Consider the following 22,931-nt stretch of genomic DNA (forward strand, 5'->3'; position numbering starts at 1 on the left):
TGCGGTTTGGACGGGGAGATAAATACGGGTATATATAGATAGCAGAGATGCCATAAAGACCAGAACACAGCCTGATACCGGGATGCAATTTATGAACCTCTACAATGGAAGCATCCGATCTGCCTTGCTTCCATTTCTCTTGTGTCTGCTGTTCAACCTTCTGGCGATAGGCAGCCTTGCTGTTTATCAACGAGCGGCGCTGTTGTCCGAACTTCAAGCTGCCAGCTTTACGTTACATCGTGAGGCTTCCCAACGGGCCGACCAACACGATGCCCATCTGACGGCGCTTTCAACGATCGCCCAATCCAAAGCGCGAACGGCTGATGTTTCGCAGGATGACGTTTTCCTCGAAGTGGCGGCAACGATCACTCGTTTCTATCCGCGCATCGATGAAATTCAACTGGTGCCGATGAACTCGGCTGAGCCCGTGACCGGCACAAGAAAGCTGGAACCGGAACTGGCTGATGCCATACGTGTGGCTGCCCGTTCATCGCGAGGCGTCCCCGAGCTTCTGGCACCTGCTGCGCGACCCGGGCATTACATGATCGTAAAACGCAGCCCGAATACGGACAACCCGCACGACGGTCTGACACTCTCGATCAATGCGGGCAGTCTCATCAGTTCTGACGATGCATTCTGGAGCCGGGATGGCGTTGCGCTGCGTATCCTCATGCCAGATGGGAAGGTTTTGTTCAGTAGCGCGGGCACATTTGGTGAAGCGCATTTTTCCAAGAAACTGGGCAGTGCAACGCAACCGCTTCTCTTCCAGACAGCCCTTGCCATGGGCTGGACTGATCTTTTGCCGTTTGACCAGCTTATTCCGATCCTCGTTCTTACGAACCTGCTGTTCTTTGGTGGATTGGTCATCGTTCGCCAGACACAACGCACGCGCCATGCGGAACGTCGCGCAGAACTGAGTAGCCTCGAAGCCCGATTGGCACACGCCTCACGCGTCAACACGATGGGCGAAATGGCAAGCGGCATGGCACATGAGTTGACGCAGCCCTTGACGGCACTTCTGGCGGGGGCTCAGGCGGGGCGCCGCTTGTTGAGCCGCAACAATATGACGGCACTGGCCGGAGCGCTGGACGATATGGTGGATCAGGCGCGTCGGGCATCCGCCATTCTGGATCGGCTACGCAATTGGTCTCGTCCGCAGCGCCGGCAGACGAAACATGCTGATCTGCGCCTTTCACTGCAGAACGTGCAGACACTGCTCGCCTCGGAGGCTGTACGACAAGGCGTCAAAGTTGAACTCTCGATACCCGAGACACCTTTGTTGGCTGCGTTTGACCCGGTGGAAATGGAACAGGTGATGTTCAATCTTCTCCGCAATGCAATTGAATCCTTTCATGATAGTGATGGTGATCGACGGGTCAACGCATCCCTGAAAGCTGATGGATCGCTCGCTATTTTGGAAGTTGCCGATAACGGCCCCGGTGTTGCGCCAGAGTTGTTGCCGCGTCTTTTTACCCCTTTTACGACAAATCGCCCTGAAGGAACCGGTCTCGGCCTGGCACTCAGCCAGCGGCTGGTTGAACGCTTTGGTGGTGAAATTTCCTATATTCCTCAGGAGCAAGGTGCGTTGTTTCGCGTTGTACTCCCAATCGCCGATGGCACAGGAAGTTAAGACGATGGTTCAGCCGGTCTATCTTGTCGATGATGATGAAGCGGTACGAAAGTCGCTCAGCCTTCTTCTGTCGACCATAGACATCGAGGTCAGGGGGTTTGCTGATCCTTCCGCTTTTCTGGCGCAGTTGCCGCGACTGAAACCCGGATGCATGATTTTCGATATTCGCATGCCTGTCATGACGGGCCTGAAGCTTCAGGAGCTTCTGGCCGGGCAGGAAGTTGACTGGCCGGTGATCATCATCTCGGGCCACGGCGATATCGAAGCCTGTCGTCGAGCCTTTAGAAATGGCGCGGTGGATTATCTTTCCAAGCCGGTCGATGAGCAGGATTTGATCGATGCAATCCAGAAGGCTCAGCAACTGCTTGAACGCAAGCTGGGGAGCCAGGCTCTGAGAGCCGAAACGCTGGCACTGCTGGACGCGCTGACGGCGCGTGAGCGTGAGGTGCTTGATCGTATTGCACAGGGCTTCACTACCCGGCAAATTGCCGATGGTCTTGAATTGTCGCCACGCACGATAGATAGCCACCGTGCGGCCATAGGAGCAAAACTGGGCACGACTTCGCAAGCGGAAATGACACGCTTGTGGCTTGAAGGACAGTCACATCCGTAGAACTACCGATAAGTTCGTAAATGTTACGGATTTCACTGCTTGCTGACGGGAACTAAATGTTCCTCATCACAACTGAGGAACGACCATGATCCGTAAACTTGCAATTATCGTTTTGTCGATGGCCCCGGCTACTGCTTTCGCTCAGACTCTTCCCACCACGCCCTATCTGCCGCTTGATCTGGCAACCAAAGCTGCACAGGCTGCACTGGATGCCTGTGTCGCCAAGGGCAATAATGTGAGCGTTGCAGTTGTGGCGCGAGACGGATCGACCAAGGTTCTGCTGAAGGCCGATCTTTCCGGTCCGCATACCGGCAACAGCGCGGAAGGAAAAGCGTTCACGTCGGCTGCTCTGGGCCGTGATTCCGGTGAAGTCGCAGAGTTTATCGCGTCGAAGCCAGCCAATAATGGCATGCGGGACATGGATTCTCGCTTCGTTATTCAGGCGGGTGGGTTGCCGATCAAGATCGGGGATGCATTGGTTGGCGGAATTGGCGTTGGCGGCGCACCATCGGGTGCAACCGATGCGGAATGCGCACTTGCCGGTCTGCAGGCTATCGAAGCAAAGTAAGAATGAACAATCGGGGCTGAGGGTGGTTCAACCCCGATCATTTTCAGCGAGAATGACAAAAGGGGCGCGGTTACGCGCCCCTTTTACTAATAGTGACCCCGCCTCACGCGTGGCCCACTATAATAGTGGTGTCTGTGATGATTGCGCCAGGCGTTGTGCCTGTAATGGCGATGCGAATGCCAGCGTGGCCCACGATAATGGCGGTGATGCGAGCGCCAGTTGTTTCGCTTGTAGTGATGCCGTTTCTTCCAATGTTTCCGTGAATGATGCCCCCGATGATCCCGGACTTGTTCGACATTCGAACTCACGTCTGGTTTTGCGACGTTCAGTGTCGGCGCGGCATTGGCAGCACCTGCTCCGATCAGCATCCCGACACCGAGAACACCGGCGATCAGTCCTTTAACTAGGTTCATTCTGCGTACTCCTTTCAAGCTCGCATCCTGAAATCTGGCGCATGAACTGATGATGAACGGGAAAAAGCGGGGAAAATCCGGCTTGATGGTCATACAAGTTTTACAACCACAAACCTCCCCAGACTGGTAGCTTAGCGATTCAACGACTACGTATAAGGGTGGAATCGTAACCCGTGAAATCGCGACGGAGAAACATGCTCAGAACTGGCTTCGTCGGAACTATCCTGATGCTGTTCGCAGCCTTTCCCGCTGCTGCAAACGACGCGCAATTGGTTGCCGATATGGCTTCCGAGTGCTGGAAGTTGCCCGAGAATATTGACTATCAACGAGCGTCCGCAACTTTCGAGGTTACATATAATGCTGAGGGCGAGTTGGTGCGCATCGTGACTGTCGAGTATCAACCAGTTAGACGAGCGGGTCGAGAATTCGCAATCAGCGCGCAGCAGGCGCTGAATGAGTGCGCGAACAGAACTCCGGTTAAGTCGCGGACGATCCGGGTGGTAATGCGATATACGGCACCTGCCTCAGATGGGCCATTGATCATGAAGAAGCCCCTCCGGTAGCCAATGTCTATCTCTTATGGGCCAGCACCAAGTGCCGCTCGACTGAATAATTCATACAGACGGTTGCCAAAAAAACATAATTGCTGAACAAGGGTTGGAACTAAGCGCTCAATGTCGAGAATGGAACACAGCTTGAAACGCATTAAAATTGGCTTGGTCTGGCTCTTTTTGGCAGGCATTTCGTCAGCGCATGCTCTTGAAGTCAGTTCTCCGGCCATTTTGAAGCCGTCGCCGGAGCAAATGCAAGCCGCCAATCTAACGGCAGAGTTTCTCACGCGTTTTCATTATCGGCCCATTCCTCTGGATGATGCGCTGTCGATCCGGATCATGAACCGGTTTATCGACTCGCTGGACCCGGATCGGCTCATCTTTCTGCAGGCGGATGTCGACAAGTTCCTGACCGGCAGCAAGGAAATCGATGATGCCATCGAACGCCAGGATTTGACTGTTCCGTTTTCCATCTTCAACACCTACCAGATGCGCATCATCGAGCGCATGACCTTTGCGCGCAGCCTGCTCAAGCAGGGGTTCGATTTCAGCAAGCAGGAAGATTTCTCCATCGTGCGGGACAAGGAGCCCTGGCCGCGATCAAGTGAGGAGAGCAATGATCTGTGGCGCAAACGCGTCAAGAACGACTGGCTGCGTTTGAAGCTTGCCGGCAAGGATGATGCGACGATTCGCAAAACGCTCGACAAGCGCTATGAAAACTCCATCGAGCGCACGTTTAAATACAACAGCAACGACGCTTTCCAATCATTCATGGCTGCCTATACGACGTCGGTCGATCCGCATACCGATTACTTCGGTGCCAAGGCTTCAGCCGAATTCGATATTTCAATGAAGCTGTCTCTGGTCGGTATCGGCGCGGTGCTCCAGGAAAGAGACGACTATACGACGATCCGTGAACTGGTTGCGGGTGGTCCGGCACAGTCATCGGGCAAGCTTGCCGTGGGCGACCGTATCGTTGGCGTTGGACAGGGCAAGGAAGGTCCTATCAAGGAAGTGATCGGCATGCGTCTCGATGAGGTCGTGCAGATGATCCGTGGTGACAAGGGTTCGGTGGTGCGGCTCGATATCCTGCCCGTCGATGCTGGCCCCGACGGCAAGCACCATGTCATCTCTCTAGTCCGCGACAAGATCAGTCTCGACAAGCAGGCCGCCCAGAAGAAGATCCTTTCGGTGAAAGACGGAGACGCCTCCCGCAAGATTGGAGTGATCACTCTGCCAGCGTTTTACGAAGACATTGAAGCGCGGCGCAAGGGCGACAAGAATTACAGGAGTGCCAGCCGCGATGTTGCCAAGCTCATTGCTGAGTTGAAGCAAGACAAGGTTGATGGTGTGCTGGTCGACCTGCGCAACAACGGCGGTGGTTCGCTCAGCGAAGCGATCGATCTGACAGGATTGTTTGTTGGAAAAGGACCGGTCGTTCAGCAGCGCAATGCAAGCGGCGAAGTCAAGGTGGAAAGCGATACTCTTTCGGCACCTGCCTGGAAGGGCCCGCTGGGCGTACTCATCAATCGCGGTTCAGCTTCGGCTTCCGAGATTTTTGCTGCGGCGATACAGGATTATGGTCGTGGTGTGGTTATCGGCGAACCAAGTTTCGGCAAGGGAACGGTGCAGACCGTGGTCAATCTCGACGAAGTGGCCAATAATCCCAAACCGGAATATGGCGAGCTTAAATTTACAGTTGCGCAGTTCTTCCGAGTTGACGGTGGTACGACCCAATTGCGTGGTGTAACACCTGATATTAGTCTACCGGGGCTTTTCGATCTCAAGCTTGTCGGTGAATCAAGCTTCGACAATGCGTTGCCGTGGTCGCAGGTGAAGGCTGCGAAGTACAAGTCATCGGACAATATAAAGACGCTGTTGCCCCGGCTGCAGAACCTGCATGATGAGCGCGTGCAGAAATCCCCGGAGTTTCAGGACTTTTTGCAAGACGTTGCAACGCTGAAAGAGCAGCGCGAGAAAAAATCCATATCCCTCAACGAAACTGAACGTCGCAACGAGATGGCTGCTCAGGAAAAGCGGATCAAGGCACGCGGGAAGGTCAACGACGGTATTGATACCGGGATGGATGACGGTCTGCAGTCGAATGAGCGAAGCTTGAGTGCTGATCTGGCGATTGAGAAAAACCGCAAGAGCGCGACAGATGTCCTGCAGAACGAGGCTGCGGCGATTGTGGGCGATCTGGTTGATCTGCGATAGGGCTTTGGTTCAAGTCAGTGCGGGAGAGAACTCGCAACGGGAGGGGCTGGCGCCGCCCGCTGCGCTGTTGCGAAACTTAGGGATTATCGGATTTCAGAAGATAACCCGCATTAAACCCGTTAGATCGCGTGAACGGTCAGGTTTCACGGTCCGCGCTTATTTGCGCAGCTCGGCCTCGATCTGATCGAGAACCTGATCCTTGCCAATGCCGGTCAGGAAGGGGAGGCCCTTTATGACGGGCTTGGTCACAGAAGCCGAAATAGGCGTAGTGGAAACGATGAAATCCACATTGTCGGCCAGAGAAGCAACTTCAGTTGCTTTTGCCTGCTGAGCGTTGAAGGTAAGCCCACGCTTTTTCATTTCTTCGGTGACGGTTGCATTCACTGCCGTAGATGTCGCTACACCTGTACCGCAAGCGAAGAGAATTGTTTTCATTTTAGCCATGGTTTCCTCCAATTGGTGCTTGTGTGTTCAGAGCGCTAGAGCATTTCCTGTTATTCTTGAATCATTGGAAATGCTCTATTTCTTTGTTTTTTTGCATTACCCGACGCAAAACCGCTTCGCACTTTTGCTGGAAATGCTCTAGCCTTTATTGCAAGGCAGTTTGAACGTCCCCAAGCGTGCGTGCGGCCTTCAGCCTGTCGAGTGCATCAGCATCCTGAATGGTTGCCATGATCTGCTGTAAGGTCTCAATCTGTTTATCCTTGTCATTGATGGCAAGCAGAAACACATATCCAACCGGGACAGCTTCTTCCGGGTCTTCCATATTGGCGAACTGGATGGGCGATTTCAGCGTCGCGAATGCAATGCCAGCCTTGATCACATGTTCAGGATCGGTGTGGGGGACTGCGACGTTATCATCGCGCTCAAGCGGTAATCCGGTAGGCATGGACAGTTCGCGGCGGACGACGGCATCGGCGTAGCTTGGCTTTACATAGCCCAGCTTCTCGAGCTTGCCCGCCAATATCCGGATAATCTCTTCGTTGGTTTTTGCTTCGCTCTGAAGCTCGATCGCTTGTGGGTCGAGAAACTCAATCAGACCAGCAGCCATTCCATTCTCCATTCAAAGAAGGTCGCACGCCGATCTCGACGTGCGACTTGTATTTCATGCAGCGATCATTGTCGCCCTCAGGCAGCAATTTCGTCTGCAGGTTCGTCCTCAGCACCCGCAGCGCGTTCCCATGCCTGCGTATTGCGACGATAGAGCATGAAAAGTGCTGCAATAACGACGGCGATTACCGCGATACCAATAGCACCGAGCCACTGGATGGCCGAGATGATGACGTAAGGCACCCACAGGAATCCATCGACCACCGAAGTAATCTGCAAGGCGTTCTCAGGCAGCTTGAAGCCCGATGAAACAGCAGCGCTGGTGAACAATGGTGCGAGCGCATTGGCGACATAGAAGCCGATGGCCAGTGTGATGGTTCCGACGACGACCATGCGGAACACGTTTCCTTTCAGAAGCGGTGCCGTCATGGCGACGATGAACGGAATGACGGCAAGATCGGCGAACAGGATCACGCGGTTGCCCGGCAGGATGACCGACAGGATAATCGCAATCGGCACCAGAATGAGTGATGACGAAATCGCAGCCGGGTGTCCAATCAGGATTGCCGAGTCGAGACCGACGAGAAGTTCGCGGTCGCCTGTGCGCTTGCGCACAAATTCCTGTGCAGCGTCAGAAACCGGCAGCAGGCCTTCCATCAGGATTTTCACCATGCGCGGCAGAAGCAGCATGACCGCTGCGAGCGTCATGCCGGTGCCGAGAACCTTGGCGAGGATCGTGCCGAAATCGCCAGCATTATAAAATGCGATAGTACCAAGCACGAGGCCGATGATCAGCCCCATCACGACCGGCTCACCGAAAACGCCGAAGCGACGTTCGATGGTTTCAGTGCTGATGTTGATCTTGTTGATGCCGGGAATGCGATCCATGATCCAGTTGAGCACGATGGCAATTGGCAGGATCTGCGCCGAGGCCAGATGCGGCACGGACACACCGGGTACGCCATAGAACTGCTGAACAGCGCGTGCGGACCAGTCTGCAAACAACAGCGACAGTGCTGCAACCAGTGCTGCAATGATGATGCCATAAGCGAGGTTATCGGTTGCAGCGACAACCAGCGAGCCCACGAAAGCAAAGTGCCAGAAATTCCATACGTCCACATTGAGCGTGCGCGTCCAGCGCATGAGCAGGAGGACGATATTGACCAGAATACCTACTGGAATAACCCACAAGCCCACGGATGAACCAAAGGCAATGGCCGCAGCGGAAGGCCAACCGACATCGACGATATCGCGTTTTATGCCTGTATTGGTCACGATTGCCTGAGCCACTTCACCGATGGAGGTGAACATAAGGCCAAGGACCAGGTTGATACCGATGAAAGCGACGCCAATTGTTATGGCTGCACGGAAGGCTTTGCCGACCTTCGCCCCAAGTACCACTGCAATAATGAAAATCACGATAGGCAACAGGACTGTCGCCCCAAGCGTATCGACTGCCGTTTTAAGTCCGCTCAGAAATGCGTCCATTTATCTCTCCTCCCCCTCGGAGCACGTCCCAAAGTGCACCGAACTAACAGAACATCATTATTAGCTCGCACGTATCGACGTTTCAAAATGTGAATTGGGCGAAACGGCAGAACATTTGTATTCTATAGCAAACTAAAGTTGAATAACAAGATGGCATTTCGAGAGGTGTAAGCGCTGCGAGAAATGAACACTGGTATTGACTTAGAAACAAATGTTCATTAATCGATAGCGCATCAGAGGAGACTGCGAGAATTTTGCAGGGATGTTCAGGAGGAAACGATGGCAACCAATGTGGCGTTGACAGGTTTGGCGCGTGACATGCAGGCGCGGGCGGATAGTGGGCGCCCAATTCGCATCGGACTGATTGGCTCCGGCGAAATGGGCACCGATATAGTCACGCGCGTTGCGCATATGCCGGGCATCGAGGTTGGCGCTATTTCTGAACTGCGCGTTCCCAATGCACTCAAGGCCGTGGATATTGCTTTTCAGGAAGAAGGCCATGGCCGCGAGGTCTCGACAGCTTCCGACCTGACTGCTGCTATGGAAGCGCACAAGGTTGCTGTAACCGACAATGCCAATCTGATCCTCGAAAATGATCTTATCGATGTCGTGATCGATGCAACCGGTGTTCCGGCTGTGGGGGCTGAAATCGGCCTGCGCGCTATGGAGTATGGCAAGCATCTTGTCATGATGAATGTCGAAGCGGACGTCACCATCGGTGCTTATCTGAAAGCCGAAGCTGAATGCCTTGGCGTGACCTATTCGCTGGGCGCAGGCGATGAGCCGTCATCCTGCATGGAGCTGATCGAGTTCGTAAGCGCTATGGGCCACCCAATTGTGGCTGCGGGTAAGGGTAAAAACAATCCGCTCAATATTGATGCTGTTCCGGATCAATATCTGGAAGAAGCCACGCGCCGTAACATGAATGTACGTATGTTGGTGGAATTCGTTGACGGTTCAAAGACCATGGTTGAAATGGCGGCTATTGCCAATGCCACAGGTCTTGTCCCCGATAAAGCTGGTATGCACGGCCCCGCTGCAACGCTCGATCAGCTCAATAAGACGCTGATCCCTGAAAAGGATGGCGGCGTGCTGTCGAAGGTTGGTGTGGTTGATTACTCTATCGGCAAGGGTGTTGCGCCGGGCGTATTTGTCGTGGCCGACATGTCGCATCCGCGTATTTCCGAGCGCATGGAAGATCTGAAGATGGGCAAGGGGCCGTATTTTACGTTCCATCGTCCGTATCACCTGACTTCCCTTGAAGTGCCACTCACCTGCGCCCGCGTTGTGCTCTATGGCAAGCCGGACATGGTTCCGCTTTCAAAGCCGGTCGCCGAAGTGGCAGCCGTTGCAAAGAAAGACATGCAGCCGGGCGAAAAGCTCGATGCCATCGGCGAATATTGCTACCGCGCGTGGATCATGACTTCGGGCGAAGCGCGCGATGCGCACGCGATCCCTTGCGGGCTTCTGCAAGGCGGCAGCGTGACCAAGCCGATCAAGAAGGGCGAGCTCATCACTTACGATAATGCGGCTGTGGCACCTGGTTCCAAGATTGCCGAACTGCGTGCACGTCAGGACAAGCTCGTTTACGGAGCGTGAGGACAAAACATCATGGTTCAAGCCAAAAAAGTCGAACCGCAGGATACGGGCGACCGTCACAATTTGCCTTATGCTTTCCGCACTTATTCGCCGGAACAGCTGAAGGAAGCACTGCATAAAATGTATCTTATCCGCCGCTTTGAAGAAGGCGCGGAAGAAAGCTACACGCGTGGCCTTATTCACGGAACGATGCATCTTTCTATCGGGCAGGAAGCGAGTGCGATGGGATCGTGCCTGCCGCTCAACGACGATGACATGATTACGTCGACCCATCGCGGCCACGGTCATTGCATCGCCAAAGGTGCAGACGTGAAGCGCATGTTTGCGGAGTTTTTCGGCAAGGAAACCGGCTATTGCAAAGGCCGTGGCGGCTCGATGCACATTGCCGATGTTTCCAAGGGAAATCTCGGTGCGAACGGTATTGTCGGCGGAGGTATCCCGATTGCGGTAGGTGCAGCTCTTTCTGCAAAGAAGCAGAAAAACGGCAAGGTGGTCGTTTCGTTCTTTGGCGATGGTGCGAACAATGAGGGTGCTTTTCACGAAGCACTCAATATGGCCGCGGTCTGGAAGTTACCGGTCGTTTTCATCTGCGAAAACAATGGCTACGGCATGTCCACCTCGACCAAGCGCTCTACGGCAGTTGCCAATGTTGCTGACCGCGCCTCGGCCTATAACATGCCGGGCGTGATCGTGGATGGCAACAATCTGTCGGAAGTGGCAGAGGCCGTGAACGAAGCCACCGAACGCGCACGGCGCGGCGATGGGCCTACGCTCATTGAAAACAAAACATACCGCATTCGTGGTCATTCCAAGAGCGATCGCAACCGCTATCGCACCAAGGAAGAAATTGAGCATTGGCAGCATGATCGCGATCCAATCGCGCATTTTGAGGCCGACTTGAAAGCCTATGGCTTCATCAACGATGCCGAGATCGAGGCAATCCGCGCTGAGGTGGAGAAGGAGATCGCTGAGGCGATTGAGTTCGCCAAGAACAGCCCTGCACCCGATCTGACCAACCTGACCCGCGACGTTTACACGGACGATATTTGAACATGGACACGACAATCCGTGAGTTGAGCTATTCGCAAGCCATTCAGGAAGCAATGGCGATTGCCATGGAACGCGACGACCGTGTGTTCCTGATGGGTGAAGATATTGGCGTCTATGGCGGCGCATTTCAGGTGACAGGGGATCTGGTGCATCGCTTTGGCGAGGACCGTGTCATGGACACCCCAATTTCAGAACTGGGCGGCGCAGGTGTTGCTGTCGGCGCAGCACTGACCGGCATGCGTCCGATCTTTGAATTCCAGTTCTCCGACTTTGCAGCACTTGCTATGGAGCAGATCGTCAATCAGGCAGCAAAAATCCGCTACATGCTTGGCGGTGCGGTTTCTGTGCCACTGGTCATGCGCTTTCCTGCAGGTTCGGGAACGGGTGCCGCAGCACAGCACAGTCAGAGCTTAGAGGCATGGCTTGGTCATGTTCCGGGTCTCAAGGTTTTGCAGCCCTCGACACCTTATAATGCCAAAGGCATGTTGCTTGCAGCGGTTGAAGATCCTGATCCGGTTATGATTTTCGAGCACAAGCTGCTTTATAAGACCAAGGGACCAGTCCCTGAAGGCTTCTACACCGTGCCAATCGGCAAGGCGGAAGTGGTTCGCGAGGGGCGCGATCTGACCATCGTTGCAACCGCAATCATGGTGCACAAGGCGCTTGATGCGGCTGCTGAACTTGCCAAGGAAGGCATTGATGTTGAAGTGATCGATCTGCGCACCGTGCGCCCGATTGATCGTGAAACCATCATTAAAAGCGTCAAGAAGACGTCCAAGCTCCTCTGCGTTTATGAAGCTGTAAAGACGCTTGGCATCGGTGCTGAAATCTCTGCCATTGTGGCGGAAAGTGATGCCTTCGACTATCTCGATGCGCCAATCGTGCGTCTTGGCGGGGCAGAAACTCCAATTCCTTACAATCCTGATCTTGAACGCGCAACGGTTCCGCAGGTGCCTGATATCCTGAAAAGTGCGCGTGATCTGGCTAAAGGAGTGCGCTGACCATGGCTGTGGAAGTCATTCTCCCCAAGGTCGATATGGATATGGAGACGGGGCAGATTTCGCGCTGGTACGCAAAGGATGGCGATGCCGTCATGAAGGGCCAGCTTCTCTTTGAAATTGAGACTGACAAGGCGGCGATGGAAGTCGACGCTCCGGCATCAGGCATCATTGCGGATATCAGTGCCGCAGAAGGCGCCGTTGTCCCGGTTGGTCAGACTGTCGCCTGGATTTACGACGAAGGTGAAGAACGTAGTGCCAAGTCAGCGCCCGTCGTTGAAGAGCCAATTGTTGCTGTGCCCGTCGAAACTATCATTGAGACGGTAGCACCAAACCCGGTTGAACCAAAATCCTCCCAAGACGATAAAAATGGTTCAGCTGATGATGTGCGGGCAACGCCGCTTGCACGGCGGCTCGCCCGTGAAGCAGGCATTGATCTCGCCACCATTCAGGGCTCAGGTCCGAAGGGCCGCGTGCAGAAGAAGGACGTTGAAGGCAATACCGGCATTGCGAAGCATACAGTATCGGCTAAATCGCCTGCGATTAAAAATGCTGAACCATCCGCGCCCGGTCAGCTCAATGCAGTCTGGTTGCGTGAGGGCGAGGCCGATCGGTTGCCGATTGTTCTGATCCACGGCTTTGCTGCGGACCTCAACTCATGGCGTGGCTTGTTTGCCGGGGCATCGCTTGGCCACCCGATACTGGCGCTTGATCTTCCGGGACACGGTAATTCGCCACGTGTTGTTCCTGAAAGCATCGATGATATTGCTACGGCAGTCGAAGCGACGCTTTCTGCTTTCGGCGTGACGTCGTGCCTGCTGGTTGGTCACTCGCTTGGCGGAGCCGTCGCCACAGTCACCGCTGCGCGTGGTGTTGTCGATGTGCGTTCCCTGTTGCTTATTTCTTCGGGGGGCTTGGGACCGCGGGTCAATGGCGCTTTCATAAAAGGTCTTATCGGCGCGAAAAGCGAAGCCAGCATCGTTCCCTGGTTGAAGCTGCTCGTTGCCGATGAGAGCCATCTGACGAAGCCATTCATCAATGCAACGGTTGCACAAGCGGCTGATGCAGAACTGCGCGACACGCAGGAAGCGATTGGTCATCGGTTTTTTGCGGATGGCACACAGACTTTTGAGGTTCGCTCAAGCATTGCCTCGCTTGCAATGCCGGTGCGGCTCATCTTCGGTGCCGAAGATCGGGTTATTCCCGTTGCCCAGGCTCATGGTTTGCCGGGGAAAGTTGGCGTCCACATTTTTGCAGGTTGTGGACATATGCCACAAATCGAAGAGCGGGCTGCGGTGCTGCAAATCCTGAAAGAATGCGCTGCCGCCGCCAATTGATGCGGTAACCGAAAAAAGCACATCGTTTGTGACGATGTGCTTTTTTGTTGTTACTCGGACTGCGCCTTGTCCTTGAGCATCTGTGCCGCACTTTCTTCATCGGTGATGAGAACGGTGGGTTTCAGAAGTTCGATTGCACCAAGCAGAGCGGCAATCTTCTCTTTGCCGCCTGATGTAAGAATACGTTGCGGCGTCTTCTGAAGACTTTCAATTTTGGCCGACATGACGCGATCATGCACGGGATCATCAACGATCTTCCCGTTCTTGTCATAGAAGTGGAAAAGTACGTCGCCAACAGCGCCATTCGCGATGAGCGAGAGCTTCTGTTCCTCGTCAATCAGGCCGACACGATAAGACGTGCTGCTGGCGGTTTGAATGTCGCCAACGCTGAGCAGAACCATGTCCAATTCTTCGGCCATATCCAGCACAGTATTCAATCCGCAACGTTCGATAAGAGCGATCCGTGTTTCTTTGCTATCAACCAGAGCAGGGGCAGGGATCAGATAGCCTTCACCCTGAAAAATCTGCGCAAACTGCCAGGCAAATTCCGGCGGATTGGAACGGCGTGGCTGCACGATGCCGCCGAGCAGCGAGATGACTTTCAAATCGTTGAGTGGGCGGGCACCGATATGCTGCAGAGTGCTGGAAAGAGTACGCCCCCAGCCGACGCCAATCGTCATGCCGTGCTGCACCTTTTCCGACAGATAGGCGCCAGTGGCAGCACTGATCGGTGGAATAGGATCAATGTCGGATGAAGAGAGCGGCGCGACAATCGCGCGTTCCAGACCAAAGGTCTTTTCAAGCTCCACTTCCAATGCGGTCAAGCTTGCCAGCTTGCCTTCGATGGTAATTTTTACTTCATTGCGAGCACGGGCATCAGCAAGAAGGCGCACGATTGTGACACGGCCGACGCCAAGCGCTTCTGCGATGTCGTTCTGGGTCATTTGTTCGACGTAATACATCCACGCGGCACGCGTTCTCAACCGGCTCGTGCGGTTTTCGGCGGCAACGCCTTCCGATCCAATGATGAGGTCAGCTGTCTCCGGATTCTTTTGCGTCTTCTTGCCAGCTTTTTTCAAAATGATCCCTCAAATTATTGGCGCAATACTGCTTTATAGAAGTGATACTCTTAAAGCGAACCTATTGCTTTTCCACGTGAAGGCAAACAATAATTCATGTGCTCTGTCCAGGCTGTTCCGGTGGCGCTTCGGTTAAGGAAAATGAACATGCTACGCATTCTTTCGGAAGAAATTGCAGTCAATCTGAAAGACCGGCTGCGTGAGGTTCGATATATGATTCGCCGCAATCGTCATGAAAGTTTGCAGGGCGAACAGGCCTCTTCGCGTCCGGGTGAAATCGTGTCACCGGAACTGCTGCTGGGACATGCCGCGAGCATGATGGACAAGGCACTGACGACGGCTGAAACAATCTCCATTTCGCTGATTTCATCGAACCCGAATGTTCATAACAGTGCGCCGCATGTGAGAAGCTTGTCGGTTTATTTCGGCGCCGGAGCCGAGGGCGTGCGCGCGTTCCGCAAGGATATGTACTATCTCACGAAGGAAGTGCTCCGCCGCCATCAGTTGCAGAATGTGCTGATTCAGGAAGCTGTGTTTGTCACGGTGCATGCAAACGTGATGCGCGAACATGGAGCTCTCTTGAAGAGCGCGGTTGCCGCCGAGGCGGGCGACAAAAAAGTAGCCGAAACGGCCAAGGCCATCACGGCCATGTTTTTCGAGCTTCTTGCGGAAAAGCCGGTTCGTTTTATCTCACTGGATGGTCATTGTGATCCGCAGGCTTTGCGTAAATTCGAAACGATGTGTTTCGCTGCTGTTGGCCTGGCATGTGGGCTGGCGACAGCCAAAGCTGGCGACCTGGAAGGAATTGATCCACTTGAGAGTGCCATTCTGGCTTTGGACGCAAGACATAAGCGTCTGATGCAGGCCGCTGAAGATCGAGATCATCCACAGCTCGAAAATCTGTTCCAGACCTTGATTGCACACCTGCCATAAAACAAAGCCCGGATACGATGATCCGGGCTTTGTTTTATGGATGCATCGCAGATGAGGCTTAGTTTCCAAACATATCTGCGATCAGCTTTTTTGCACGGGGGATTGAAGCGGGGCTCATGCTGAACTCGGTCAGCCCCATGCGCATAAACTCTCCGATAAGTTCCGGCTTACCTGCGGCTTCTCCACACATGCCCACCATGATGCCTGCTTCGGTACCCGCCTTTGCGGTCATCTCGATTGCCGCCATGACAGCCGGGTGGCTTACGTCGTTGAGCTTCGCAACGGTTGGATTGAGCCGGTCCGCAGCCATCACATATTGCGTCAGATCATTGGTGCCAATGGAGAAGAAAGCCGCTTCTTTTGCAAGCTCGCGGGCCGCAAAAACCGCCGCTGGTGTCTCAATCATCACGCCAAGGTCGAACTCGGCGAAAGTTTTACCTTCGCTTTTAAGTTCGCTGATGCATTCTGCGATCAGTCGTTTGGTTACGCGAATTTCTTCGACATCCGAGACCATCGGCAGCATCACCTTGAGGTTGCCGTTGACCGCTGCGCGCAACAAGGCGCGCAACTGCGGCTTGAACACATCCAAACGATCCAGACACATGCGAATGCCGCGCCAGCCAAGGAAAGGGTTCTCTTCCTCGGGAAACTCGATGCCTGCAATGGGCTTATCGCCACCGATATCGAGGGTGCGGACAATAACCGGATGTGGTGCAAATGCTTTGAGAAGCGCCGAATAGGTTTCGGTCTGCATATCTTCGGACGGCAGATGAATATGCTTCATAAAGAGAAGCTCAGTGCGGAAAAGACCAACCCCCATGGCGCCGGCTTCGAGCGCGACGTCGATCTCCTCAAGTGCGCCCATATTGGCGGCAACTTCGATAATATTTCCATCTGCGCGTCGAGGAATTATCGAGCGGTAAGCATCAAGCGCCTGCTTTTCCTGCATTGCTTTGGAAATACGCGCTTCGATTTCGTTGCGGATAGCCAGGTCTGGATCGGAATGAACGATGCCGAACGTTCCATCCACTGCTACGGTCTTTGCATTCTCGAGCTCATGGATTGCACTTCCCAGGCCAAGAACAGCCGGAATGCCATGCGTGCGGGCGATGATCGCAACATGCGATGTGGCGCCGCCATGTCCGCAGACAACACCTTTGATTTTCTTGAGCGGTGCACGTGCCAGATCCCAGGCGCCGATGTCTTCGGCAATAAGCACCGATCCTTCCGGCAAGCCTTCCAGATTGATATCTTCCTTGCCGAGAAGTGCAAGACAGATCTGGCGACTGACGGCATGCACATCATCTGCACGTGCATTAAGATAGTGATCGTCGAGTGCCGCAAACTGCCCGGCAACCGTGGAAGCTGCAGCAAGCATCGCCGAAATGGCATCTAAACCATCTCGAATGAGCCCAAGTGCTTCGTCGGTCAGGCTATCATCCGCAGCAATATCCTTTAATGCCGCAATGATGCCTCTGTCAGCGTCAGCGAGGTTACCGCTGGAGAGCGAAGCATCCATGCGTTGCTGTACCGTCGCGATAGCCGACTTAAAATGGGCAATCTCGGTGTCTATTTCAGATGCAGCAAGCTTCCGGCCCAACGGCTTGATTTCTTCAGGAAAAAACGGAAACGCAGTGCCCAATGAGATGCCTTCGCTCGCACCAATACCTTTTATCTGACCCGTGGGCAGCTTTATCGTAATCGCAGGCTGAGTAGCGGCTGGCGGCGCGGTTTCTGCTTGAGGGGTAGCAGCGGGTGCAGCAGCCTCTTCAAGGCCAGCCTGCGGGTTTTCCAGATAGCCGATCAGCGCTTCGATGGCTTCAATGGCATCGGCACCATCGGCACGAACGGTCACTTCATCAAGCTCTTTCACACCAAGCAGCATCAGCTTGACGGAGCTTTTGGCACTTACGCTTTTTCCGGCCTTGGCGATTTCGATGTCACTTTCAAAACCTTTGGCCAGTTTAACGAAGCGGGTTGCGGGGCGCGCATGCAGCCCTTCATGCACCCGGACGATAGTCGAGCGTTCCATTTATATAAGCCTCAAAGCGACATCTGAAACATTCCAACATCCTGAATGTCGAAACTTGTTTCAATTATCTGTTTTAACACGCAATTCTAAATCCAATGATGGTCAGATTCAGCCGCCGATGGTGATAATCTGCCCTTCTTTGAGAGCAGCGACAAGCTCTTCGCCGACGATTTCAGTAGCGCAAATTTCGCCTGGACGATCTGTCGATTGTGCGCCCGTAAACGAAATAACGACGTGGCCGATTTCGCGTACTTTTTGCCAGGCGCTATCACCGACAGCAGTGATTTCTGCGTTGAGTGAGCCGATGGTGATGCGGGCTCCGACAGCAGGTGCGGCCGCTTCAGGGCCTTCTTCCACAACATGCATTACGGAAACTTCAGCGAGTTCGGGTGGCGATCCATCCGCAAAAAGAATGAGAACACCGCCTTCAGCGAGATCCGCAACTTCCGGGCCGATTGCGGTGATCCGCGTTTTCAGATGTATCGACATAGAGGCGGTCCTTTCTTGGTATGGTCTTCGATACTCGGGAAAATCGACGAAGAGCATCGCTATTGCATATGTTTGGGAGATTGCCTGCCGCCGCTTTTGCTGCGACAGGCTGAACGTCTTAAAGCACTGCGAGGCTGACAACCCATGCGATTAGGACCGAAAGTGGCCCCATGATCTGACGGCTGATCAGAACTGCCGGAACACCAATTTCGATTGTCTTGGGTTTCGCTTCCCCGAGCGCCAGACCAACCGGCACGAAGTCACAACCGACCTGCGTGTTGTAGGCAAAGAGCGCAGGCAGGGCCATAGCCGGAGCGATGGTGCCGTTGGCGATCTGCGGTCCTATGATCGCCACGCCGACGACCTGCGCGATAACTGCACCTGGTCCGAGAATCGGCGACAGGAACGGCAAGCCGCAGATGGCGGAAAGCACGAGCAAGCCGACAATATTATTGGCTAGCGGTCCAAGCGGCTGGGCAAGAATATCGCCAATGCCTGTATAGAGGATCAGACCGATCAGCATGGTCACGAATGCCATGAATGGCAAAACGTTACGGATAACCTGGTCGATTGTGCGGCGACCCGCCTGGAAGAAGATACCAACCACACGGCCCATGACACGGCCGATACTGCTGATCAGTCCGACCAAGCCGCCTTCGCTCGGCTGTTCTACCGGCGCAGGCTCTTCTTCAACTGCGGCAACTGCAGGGGCAGCGGCGGCCGAGCCATCAGCAGAAACGATGTCTTCCGGCTTCACACCTGACACGTAAATGTCCTCGGTGATGAACTGCGCCAGTGGCCCGGATTGTCCAACCGGTGTGATGTTTACCGTTGGAATGCGCTTGCGCGGATAGACGCCGCAACGGGCAGTGCCGCCACAATCGACAACCACAACTGCCATTTCGCTTTCGATTGGTGGTGAGCGGAAGCCGTCAACGGCCTCTGCTCCGGTCAGTTCAGCGATCCGGCGTGCAAGCGGATGAATGCCGCCGCCAGTGACCGAAACCACCTTGTTGCGTTGCTCTGTCGGCTGAATGACAAGCGGACCGCCCCAGCCATTTGAGCCGCGGGAAATTTTAACTGCCTTATAGGTCTTTACCATGTCGTCCTCCCCAATTCCCGCTTAAAGCTCAATGCCTTGACGCCGCGCCATGATGGCGGTGATGCGTTCTGTGAGCATGCCTTTAAGGAGGATCACGACGAGACCAACGATGGCGTACCAGATGGCGACGTTGATGTGATAACCCGTTGGAACTGCGCCCTTCTTCTCAAGTTCGAGAAGTGCGACGAGCACGCCGCCCCAGACAAAGTATTCGCCTGGATTGATATGCGGGAAGAGGCCCAGTGGCGGATGAACATAGGAGACAGCCGCGTCATAGAAGGCGGGCTTGTATTTCTCGTCCAGAAACGAACCGAATGTGTAGGCCATCGGGTTGGTCAGGAAGAACACCGAAAGAACCGGCAGAACGGTATAGCGGGTGAGCGCGATACGTCCGGCGCTGCGGGCAATGCCATGGACGCGCTTTTCACCGACCAGTTCGGTTACGGCATAGAAGGCGGTCATCAGCACGACGAGCGTTGGGATAATACCCGTTACAAACCCGGCAAAAACTTCGCCGCCCTTCTGGAAGACGCCAATGAAGTGCTTGCCGATTGAAGCAAGCCAGCCAAGCTGTTCTTCCTGCTGGACGTTCTGAAGGCGTTCCTTGAACTGATCAACGGTAATTCCGCCGCTGCCGGCATCGGCTGGCGCGGTGGTTGTTGCTTGTGCAAGCTGCAGAAGATCATTTCCCGCGTGCTCTGCGGCATGTTTGCCATGCAGGGCCGCATCGGAAATCATGCTGCCGGCCATATGTATAGATTGCATTGTTACGTCAGCATGTTGTGCCAACATCGTCACTATCGACATTGCTCCTCCTCGATTGCTTGTTTCAGGCAAGCAACTCCTATGCTCCCACTGCCTTCAGACCTTCGAGTTCGATCCCATCGGATTGATCTCTTATGCGACTGATCTGCTCTATCGCCTGCTTGGTAGCAGCCACCACTTCAGGCGTTCCTTCTCCAATTGTAGGATTGTCCTGCAACTCGCTGAGGCGCATTCCCTCAAAGCCTTCGCGGCGGCTGAATTTTGCAAAAACCGTCCGACCGCTCATTTGCAGGAAGCGGCGCACCACCAAATTGCGATCTACGACGAGCAAAACAATGACGCCTCTGCCGAAGCGGCCTCGCACATGGCCCGCGCCGACAAAGCCGTCAGAATATTTCGAGGTGATACCTTTCATCACATCGGAATAGTGGCGCATCTGAAACCAAACGCCCAGAGACTGAAAGCCCCAAAGCAAGGCGAGCGCCAGCAAAGCCCATTGCCAGATAGCCATTTTGTTCTCCTCCCACGAAGGACAAATAGGATATTTTCCGAGTTCGTCCTTCAGCAAATAGAGAACATTTGTCTTCTTGAATGTCAATATGTATAATTTTGTCAACGAATGAAGACGAATGACGACTGACATTGCAATCGGTTTCGCATAATGTCGTTTGTAAACGGGAGGCCGCTCGCAACATGGATTTGCTACTCAGAGAACAAATGGCATCGATGCCTGATTTGCGTCATCGGTTGCGCCAGCTGCGTTGGTTCAGGGCGACGTTCCGCAAGCATGCCAGTCTGCTGCATGAGCTTTATGGCGTCGAATATGAGATTGATGAAAAGAAGCTCACAGAAGCCTTCCTGAACTGGGTAGAGCTCGTTGATCAGAACAAGCGTTTCGCCAAGGTGGATCGTAAGGATTTCATCACCTTTGCTGCGGGCCTTGTGTTGCGAGAGCTGATCCGCTTGTCACCTGCGAAGGTCGTTTCGCCGCCAAAGCACGCTGCAGACGATGCCGCGCGTCTTTACGAAATCGTCAGCTTCTGGCCAGAAGGTTTTCTCTACACAAACTACTGTATCTGCGCGATTGCTGCTGTGCAGGAGCAGGAATTCGGTACTGTTCCGGATATCGATCAGTGTGCTGATGAGCTGCGGACATGGTGGTCTTACAAGGAAAACGTCTCGGAAATGCCGGGTTATGCGATAGCATTTCTCGATAAGTTTCTTGGTAGCGAGCCGAACTGGGTCATGCCGGATCTGGCGTCGGCGCGTGCAGCGGTGAAGCGTGCTTTGGGGGCTGATAATCCGGTCACGAAGATCCAAAATAAATAGTGGTCGCTTTGTTCCAGTGCGGAAAGTGCTTATTCCACTCGGAATATCAGCGTTTAACCAGCACCGGAGCCGGGCATTTCAAAGGCTCATATTCCACCATACCAGTCATAGCCATAGTCCTCCCAGTAACCACCTTTCCCACCCTGAATGGCCGCAAAGCTTGAGACAAGCTCAATCGACTTGATGTATTTGCTCATCTTGTATCCGAGTTGTCTCTCTACGCGCAGACGAAGCGGAGCTCCGTTTTCTACCGGCAGGACACGATCATTGAGACCATATGCCAAAATAGTCTGCGGATGACGGGCGTCGATGAGATCTATGCTGCCGTAAAATGACGCTGCTCCTTTCGCGCCGTCTACCCTATCGAAGCAGTGGAAGACGACAAAGCGCGCGGATGGCGTGGGGCGTGTCACATCGAGAATCTGGCTCAAGGGGACGCCTGTCCATTTGGCGATTGTACTCCAGCCTTCCACGCAGTCGTGGCGGGTGATCTGGGTGCGCCCTGGCATGTTGCGCAGTTGCTCCAGCGAAAAACTTGTCGGTTTTTCCACGAGACCTGTTACCTGCAAAACATAGTCTGAGAAATCGGCTGCGCGAAGTGCTTCATATTCTTCCGTCGCAGGATTGGTTTCACCATTCGGTTTTTGACCCTGACGCAGCTCGCTTTCCCCATACTCCCTTGCAAGTGCATTATGTCCCTGCAGTTGCCGTTGAATGAGGTAGGTCAGATCGTTCGCCTTTTCGAGGACTTGCCGCGTAGCGCTTTCGTTGTTGCCGACAAAATCGAAAGCATCACAACCGCTCAACATAATGGAAGAGGCTGCGGCTCCGGAAAAAGTTAGGAACTTTCGTCTGGAAAGATTCAGCTTGCTCATGGGTGCCTGTCCTCGTCTTTTTTCGGAAGATCGGCGCGATACCAACCAGAAATCATCGATCGCATTTCGTTGAACGGACCTGCCGCAAGCACCATCACGATATGAATGACGACGAATGCGCAAAGCAGGAAAACGGCTACAAAATGAAGAGTGCGGGCTGTCTGGCGTCCGCCGAGCCATTCCGTCAGCGGCAGTACGGCATCCATGCCGGGAGACATGGCCAGCCCCGTAATTATAACCATCGGGAAAAGCCCGAAAAACACCATGCAATAGGTCAGTTTCTGCATAGGATTGTATGTTTTCCCATGCTGGAAGCGAAACTTGAGATGGTTAAGAATATCGCCGGGCAGGCTCTTTATATCTAATGCAGATGGCAGTAACTCGTTCTTCAGATGCCCGTTCAGAACACTGCCGACCAACCATAGCATGAGCGTGCCCACCAGAACCCAGGCAAAGAAGAAGTGAACCACACGTCCGGTTGCCAGATCGCGATAGGACGGAATGGTCAACGCTGGGGGAAATGCCTGATAGTCGGGGGCGCTTGTCGCTCCCGATACGCCGAGAAAACCGGTTGTCTGGAAGCTTTTGCCCAAGATATCGACACGACCTTCAGGGCCGCTTTCGCCATCGACGGCATAAATTGCCAGAATGGCATTATCATAGTCGAAACCGGATTCGTTGCCGAGATAGAGCGTGGGGTGCGCATTGAATATCTGCAGCCCGGACAGCAGCAGAAAGAAGAGGCTGGCAGCCCAAATCCAGTGTGTGAGGCGCGTCAGCAGACGCTGGCGATAGACGAGCTGTTTCATGATG

The 22,931-nt window shown here is 54.1% G+C and carries 22 protein-coding genes; 10 read left to right on the forward strand and 12 right to left on the reverse strand.

Annotation, left to right across the window (positions count from 1 at the left end):
• Positions 1 to 91: 91 nt before the first annotated feature.
• The 3 genes from CES86_RS23250 (at position 92) to CES86_RS23260 (ending at position 2,811) form a co-directional block, all read left to right on the forward strand.
• The gene (locus CES86_RS23250) at positions 92 to 1,630 is read left to right on the forward strand and encodes a sensor histidine kinase (RefSeq protein WP_094515526.1); all 1,539 of its coding nucleotides are present in this window, start codon (positions 92 to 94) and stop codon (positions 1,628 to 1,630) included.
• A gap of 4 nt (positions 1,631 to 1,634) precedes the next feature.
• Complete coding sequence (locus CES86_RS23255; RefSeq protein ID WP_094515527.1) at positions 1,635 to 2,243, forward strand: response regulator transcription factor; 609 nt, start codon at positions 1,635 to 1,637, stop codon at positions 2,241 to 2,243.
• An 85-nt stretch (positions 2,244 to 2,328) separates the two neighbouring features.
• The gene (locus CES86_RS23260; protein WP_029926428.1) at positions 2,329 to 2,811 is read left to right on the forward strand and encodes a GlcG/HbpS family heme-binding protein; all 483 of its coding nucleotides are present in this window, start codon (positions 2,329 to 2,331) and stop codon (positions 2,809 to 2,811) included.
• Between the two features lie 103 nt (positions 2,812 to 2,914).
• Here CES86_RS23260 and CES86_RS23265 read toward each other — a convergent pair whose 3' ends face one another.
• Positions 2,915 to 3,109, reverse strand: a complete 195-nt coding sequence (locus tag CES86_RS23265; RefSeq protein WP_029926429.1) for a hypothetical protein — start codon at positions 3,107 to 3,109, stop codon at positions 2,915 to 2,917.
• 798 nt (positions 3,110 to 3,907) lie between these two features.
• Between CES86_RS23265 and CES86_RS23275 the strand changes: the two genes are divergently transcribed.
• Entirely contained in the window at positions 3,908 to 5,992 is a 2,085-nt protein-coding gene (locus tag CES86_RS23275; RefSeq protein WP_094515529.1) for a carboxy terminal-processing peptidase, read from the forward strand.
• Between the two features lie 156 nt (positions 5,993 to 6,148).
• Here CES86_RS23275 and CES86_RS23280 read toward each other — a convergent pair whose 3' ends face one another.
• The 3 genes from CES86_RS23280 to CES86_RS23290 form a co-directional block, all read right to left on the reverse strand.
• Positions 6,149 to 6,436 (reverse strand): PTS sugar transporter subunit IIB, encoded by a 288-nt coding sequence (locus CES86_RS23280; RefSeq protein ID WP_010659301.1) that lies wholly within the window; start codon positions 6,434 to 6,436, stop codon positions 6,149 to 6,151.
• A 145-nt stretch (positions 6,437 to 6,581) separates the two neighbouring features.
• Positions 6,582 to 7,043 (reverse strand): PTS sugar transporter subunit IIA, encoded by a 462-nt coding sequence (locus CES86_RS23285; RefSeq protein WP_012093448.1) that lies wholly within the window; start codon positions 7,041 to 7,043, stop codon positions 6,582 to 6,584.
• A gap of 77 nt (positions 7,044 to 7,120) precedes the next feature.
• Entirely contained in the window at positions 7,121 to 8,530 is a 1,410-nt protein-coding gene (locus CES86_RS23290) for a PTS galactitol transporter subunit IIC (protein ID WP_012093447.1), read from the reverse strand.
• A 279-nt stretch (positions 8,531 to 8,809) separates the two neighbouring features.
• Here CES86_RS23290 and CES86_RS23295 point away from each other — a divergent pair, with 279 nt between their 5' ends.
• Genes CES86_RS23295 through CES86_RS23310 form a run of 4 tightly spaced genes read left to right on the forward strand, consistent with a single transcriptional unit; the run spans position 8,810 to position 13,514 of the window.
• A complete protein-coding gene (locus CES86_RS23295) occupies positions 8,810 to 10,129 on the forward strand; it encodes an NAD(P)H-dependent oxidoreductase (RefSeq protein ID WP_094515530.1) in 1,320 nt (439 codons plus the stop codon).
• Between the two features lie 12 nt (positions 10,130 to 10,141).
• Positions 10,142 to 11,179, forward strand: a complete 1,038-nt coding sequence (locus tag CES86_RS23300) for a thiamine pyrophosphate-dependent dehydrogenase E1 component subunit alpha (protein WP_094515531.1) — start codon at positions 10,142 to 10,144, stop codon at positions 11,177 to 11,179.
• A 2-nt stretch (positions 11,180 to 11,181) separates the two neighbouring features.
• Complete coding sequence (locus CES86_RS23305) at positions 11,182 to 12,180, forward strand: alpha-ketoacid dehydrogenase subunit beta (protein ID WP_094515532.1); 999 nt, start codon at positions 11,182 to 11,184, stop codon at positions 12,178 to 12,180.
• Between the two features lie 2 nt (positions 12,181 to 12,182).
• Positions 12,183 to 13,514: an acetoin dehydrogenase dihydrolipoyllysine-residue acetyltransferase subunit gene (locus CES86_RS23310; RefSeq protein WP_094515533.1), complete on the forward strand. Its 1,332-nt coding sequence runs from the start codon at positions 12,183 to 12,185 to the stop codon at positions 13,512 to 13,514.
• 50 nt (positions 13,515 to 13,564) lie between these two features.
• Here the strand turns inward: CES86_RS23310 and CES86_RS23315 are convergent, their stop codons facing one another.
• Positions 13,565 to 14,593 carry a sugar-binding transcriptional regulator gene (locus tag CES86_RS23315; protein ID WP_094515534.1) on the reverse strand — a complete coding sequence of 343 codons (1,029 nt, stop codon included), beginning with the start codon at positions 14,591 to 14,593 and terminating at the stop codon, positions 13,565 to 13,567.
• 147 nt (positions 14,594 to 14,740) lie between these two features.
• On the opposite strand from CES86_RS23315, the gene CES86_RS23320 reads away from it, so the two are divergent.
• Positions 14,741 to 15,526, forward strand: a complete 786-nt coding sequence (locus CES86_RS23320; protein ID WP_012093441.1) for a hypothetical protein — start codon at positions 14,741 to 14,743, stop codon at positions 15,524 to 15,526.
• A 58-nt stretch (positions 15,527 to 15,584) separates the two neighbouring features.
• Here the strand turns inward: CES86_RS23320 and ptsP are convergent, their stop codons facing one another.
• The 5 genes from ptsP to CES86_RS23345 form a co-directional block, all read right to left on the reverse strand.
• Entirely contained in the window at positions 15,585 to 17,558 is a 1,974-nt protein-coding gene (gene ptsP, locus CES86_RS23325; RefSeq protein WP_036588604.1) for a phosphoenolpyruvate--protein phosphotransferase, read from the reverse strand.
• Positions 17,559 to 17,666: 108 nt separating this feature from the next.
• Entirely contained in the window at positions 17,667 to 18,047 is a 381-nt protein-coding gene (locus tag CES86_RS23330; protein WP_010659291.1) for a PTS glucitol/sorbitol transporter subunit IIA, read from the reverse strand.
• A 118-nt stretch (positions 18,048 to 18,165) separates the two neighbouring features.
• Positions 18,166 to 19,149 carry a PTS glucitol/sorbitol transporter subunit IIB gene (gene srlE / locus CES86_RS23335; RefSeq protein WP_029926448.1) on the reverse strand — a complete coding sequence of 328 codons (984 nt, stop codon included), beginning with the start codon at positions 19,147 to 19,149 and terminating at the stop codon, positions 18,166 to 18,168.
• Positions 19,150 to 19,170: 21 nt separating this feature from the next.
• Entirely contained in the window at positions 19,171 to 19,956 is a 786-nt protein-coding gene (gene srlA, locus CES86_RS23340) for a PTS glucitol/sorbitol transporter subunit IIC (RefSeq protein ID WP_084094417.1), read from the reverse strand.
• Between the two features lie 37 nt (positions 19,957 to 19,993).
• A complete protein-coding gene (locus CES86_RS23345; protein WP_094515535.1) occupies positions 19,994 to 20,425 on the reverse strand; it encodes a transcriptional regulator GutM in 432 nt (143 codons plus the stop codon).
• Positions 20,426 to 20,607: 182 nt separating this feature from the next.
• On the opposite strand from CES86_RS23345, the gene CES86_RS23350 reads away from it, so the two are divergent.
• Positions 20,608 to 21,243 carry a hypothetical protein gene (locus tag CES86_RS23350; RefSeq protein ID WP_094515536.1) on the forward strand — a complete coding sequence of 212 codons (636 nt, stop codon included), beginning with the start codon at positions 20,608 to 20,610 and terminating at the stop codon, positions 21,241 to 21,243.
• 86 nt (positions 21,244 to 21,329) lie between these two features.
• On the opposite strand, the gene CES86_RS23355 is transcribed toward CES86_RS23350, so the two are convergent.
• Together CES86_RS23355 and CES86_RS23360 are read right to left on the reverse strand one after the other, a co-directional pair.
• On the reverse strand, positions 21,330 to 22,118 hold the full coding sequence (locus CES86_RS23355; RefSeq protein ID WP_094515537.1) for a molybdopterin-binding protein: 789 nt from the start codon (positions 22,116 to 22,118) through the stop codon (positions 21,330 to 21,332).
• Positions 22,115 to 22,927 (reverse strand): cytochrome b/b6 domain-containing protein, encoded by an 813-nt coding sequence (locus CES86_RS23360; protein WP_094515538.1) that lies wholly within the window; start codon positions 22,925 to 22,927, stop codon positions 22,115 to 22,117. The genes CES86_RS23355 and CES86_RS23360 overlap by 4 nt, the downstream gene beginning before the upstream one ends.
• Positions 22,928 to 22,931 lie beyond the last annotated feature (4 nt).

This window comes from Brucella lupini (genome assembly GCF_002252535.1).
GTDB lineage: Bacteria > Pseudomonadota > Alphaproteobacteria > Rhizobiales > Rhizobiaceae > Brucella > Brucella anthropi.

Excerpts from the sequence above, each read along its gene's own strand:
- ptsP (WP_036588604.1), bottom strand. The coding sequence starts at position 17,558 with ATGGAACGCTCGACTATCGTCCGGGTGCATGAAGGGCTGCATGCGCGC.
- CES86_RS23290 (WP_012093447.1), bottom strand. The coding sequence starts at position 8,530 with ATGGACGCATTTCTGAGCGGACTTAAAACGGCAGTCGATACGCTTGGG.
- CES86_RS23345 (WP_094515535.1), bottom strand. The coding sequence starts at position 20,425 with ATGGCTATCTGGCAATGGGCTTTGCTGGCGCTCGCCTTGCTTTGGGGC.
- srlA (WP_084094417.1), bottom strand. The coding sequence starts at position 19,956 with ATGTCGATAGTGACGATGTTGGCACAACATGCTGACGTAACAATGCAA.
- CES86_RS23280 (WP_010659301.1), bottom strand. The coding sequence starts at position 6,436 with ATGGCTAAAATGAAAACAATTCTCTTCGCTTGCGGTACAGGTGTAGCG.
- CES86_RS23260 (WP_029926428.1), top strand. The coding sequence starts at position 2,329 with ATGATCCGTAAACTTGCAATTATCGTTTTGTCGATGGCCCCGGCTACT.
- CES86_RS23285 (WP_012093448.1), bottom strand. The coding sequence starts at position 7,043 with ATGGCTGCTGGTCTGATTGAGTTTCTCGACCCACAAGCGATCGAGCTT.
- CES86_RS23350 (WP_094515536.1), top strand. The coding sequence starts at position 20,608 with ATGGATTTGCTACTCAGAGAACAAATGGCATCGATGCCTGATTTGCGT.
- CES86_RS23305 (WP_094515532.1), top strand. The coding sequence starts at position 11,182 with ATGGACACGACAATCCGTGAGTTGAGCTATTCGCAAGCCATTCAGGAA.
- CES86_RS23300 (WP_094515531.1), top strand. The coding sequence starts at position 10,142 with ATGGTTCAAGCCAAAAAAGTCGAACCGCAGGATACGGGCGACCGTCAC.
- CES86_RS23320 (WP_012093441.1), top strand. The coding sequence starts at position 14,741 with ATGCTACGCATTCTTTCGGAAGAAATTGCAGTCAATCTGAAAGACCGG.
- CES86_RS23360 (WP_094515538.1), bottom strand. The coding sequence starts at position 22,927 with ATGAAACAGCTCGTCTATCGCCAGCGTCTGCTGACGCGCCTCACACAC.
- CES86_RS23295 (WP_094515530.1), top strand. The coding sequence starts at position 8,810 with ATGGCAACCAATGTGGCGTTGACAGGTTTGGCGCGTGACATGCAGGCG.
- CES86_RS23330 (WP_010659291.1), bottom strand. The coding sequence starts at position 18,047 with ATGTCGATACATCTGAAAACGCGGATCACCGCAATCGGCCCGGAAGTT.
- CES86_RS23250 (WP_094515526.1), top strand. The coding sequence starts at position 92 with ATGAACCTCTACAATGGAAGCATCCGATCTGCCTTGCTTCCATTTCTC.
- CES86_RS23355 (WP_094515537.1), bottom strand. The coding sequence starts at position 22,118 with ATGAGCAAGCTGAATCTTTCCAGACGAAAGTTCCTAACTTTTTCCGGA.
- CES86_RS23265 (WP_029926429.1), bottom strand. The coding sequence starts at position 3,109 with ATGTCGAACAAGTCCGGGATCATCGGGGGCATCATTCACGGAAACATT.
- CES86_RS23310 (WP_094515533.1), top strand. The coding sequence starts at position 12,183 with ATGGCTGTGGAAGTCATTCTCCCCAAGGTCGATATGGATATGGAGACG.
- CES86_RS23275 (WP_094515529.1), top strand. The coding sequence starts at position 3,908 with ATGGAACACAGCTTGAAACGCATTAAAATTGGCTTGGTCTGGCTCTTT.
- CES86_RS23255 (WP_094515527.1), top strand. The coding sequence starts at position 1,635 with ATGGTTCAGCCGGTCTATCTTGTCGATGATGATGAAGCGGTACGAAAG.
- srlE (WP_029926448.1), bottom strand. The coding sequence starts at position 19,149 with ATGGTAAAGACCTATAAGGCAGTTAAAATTTCCCGCGGCTCAAATGGC.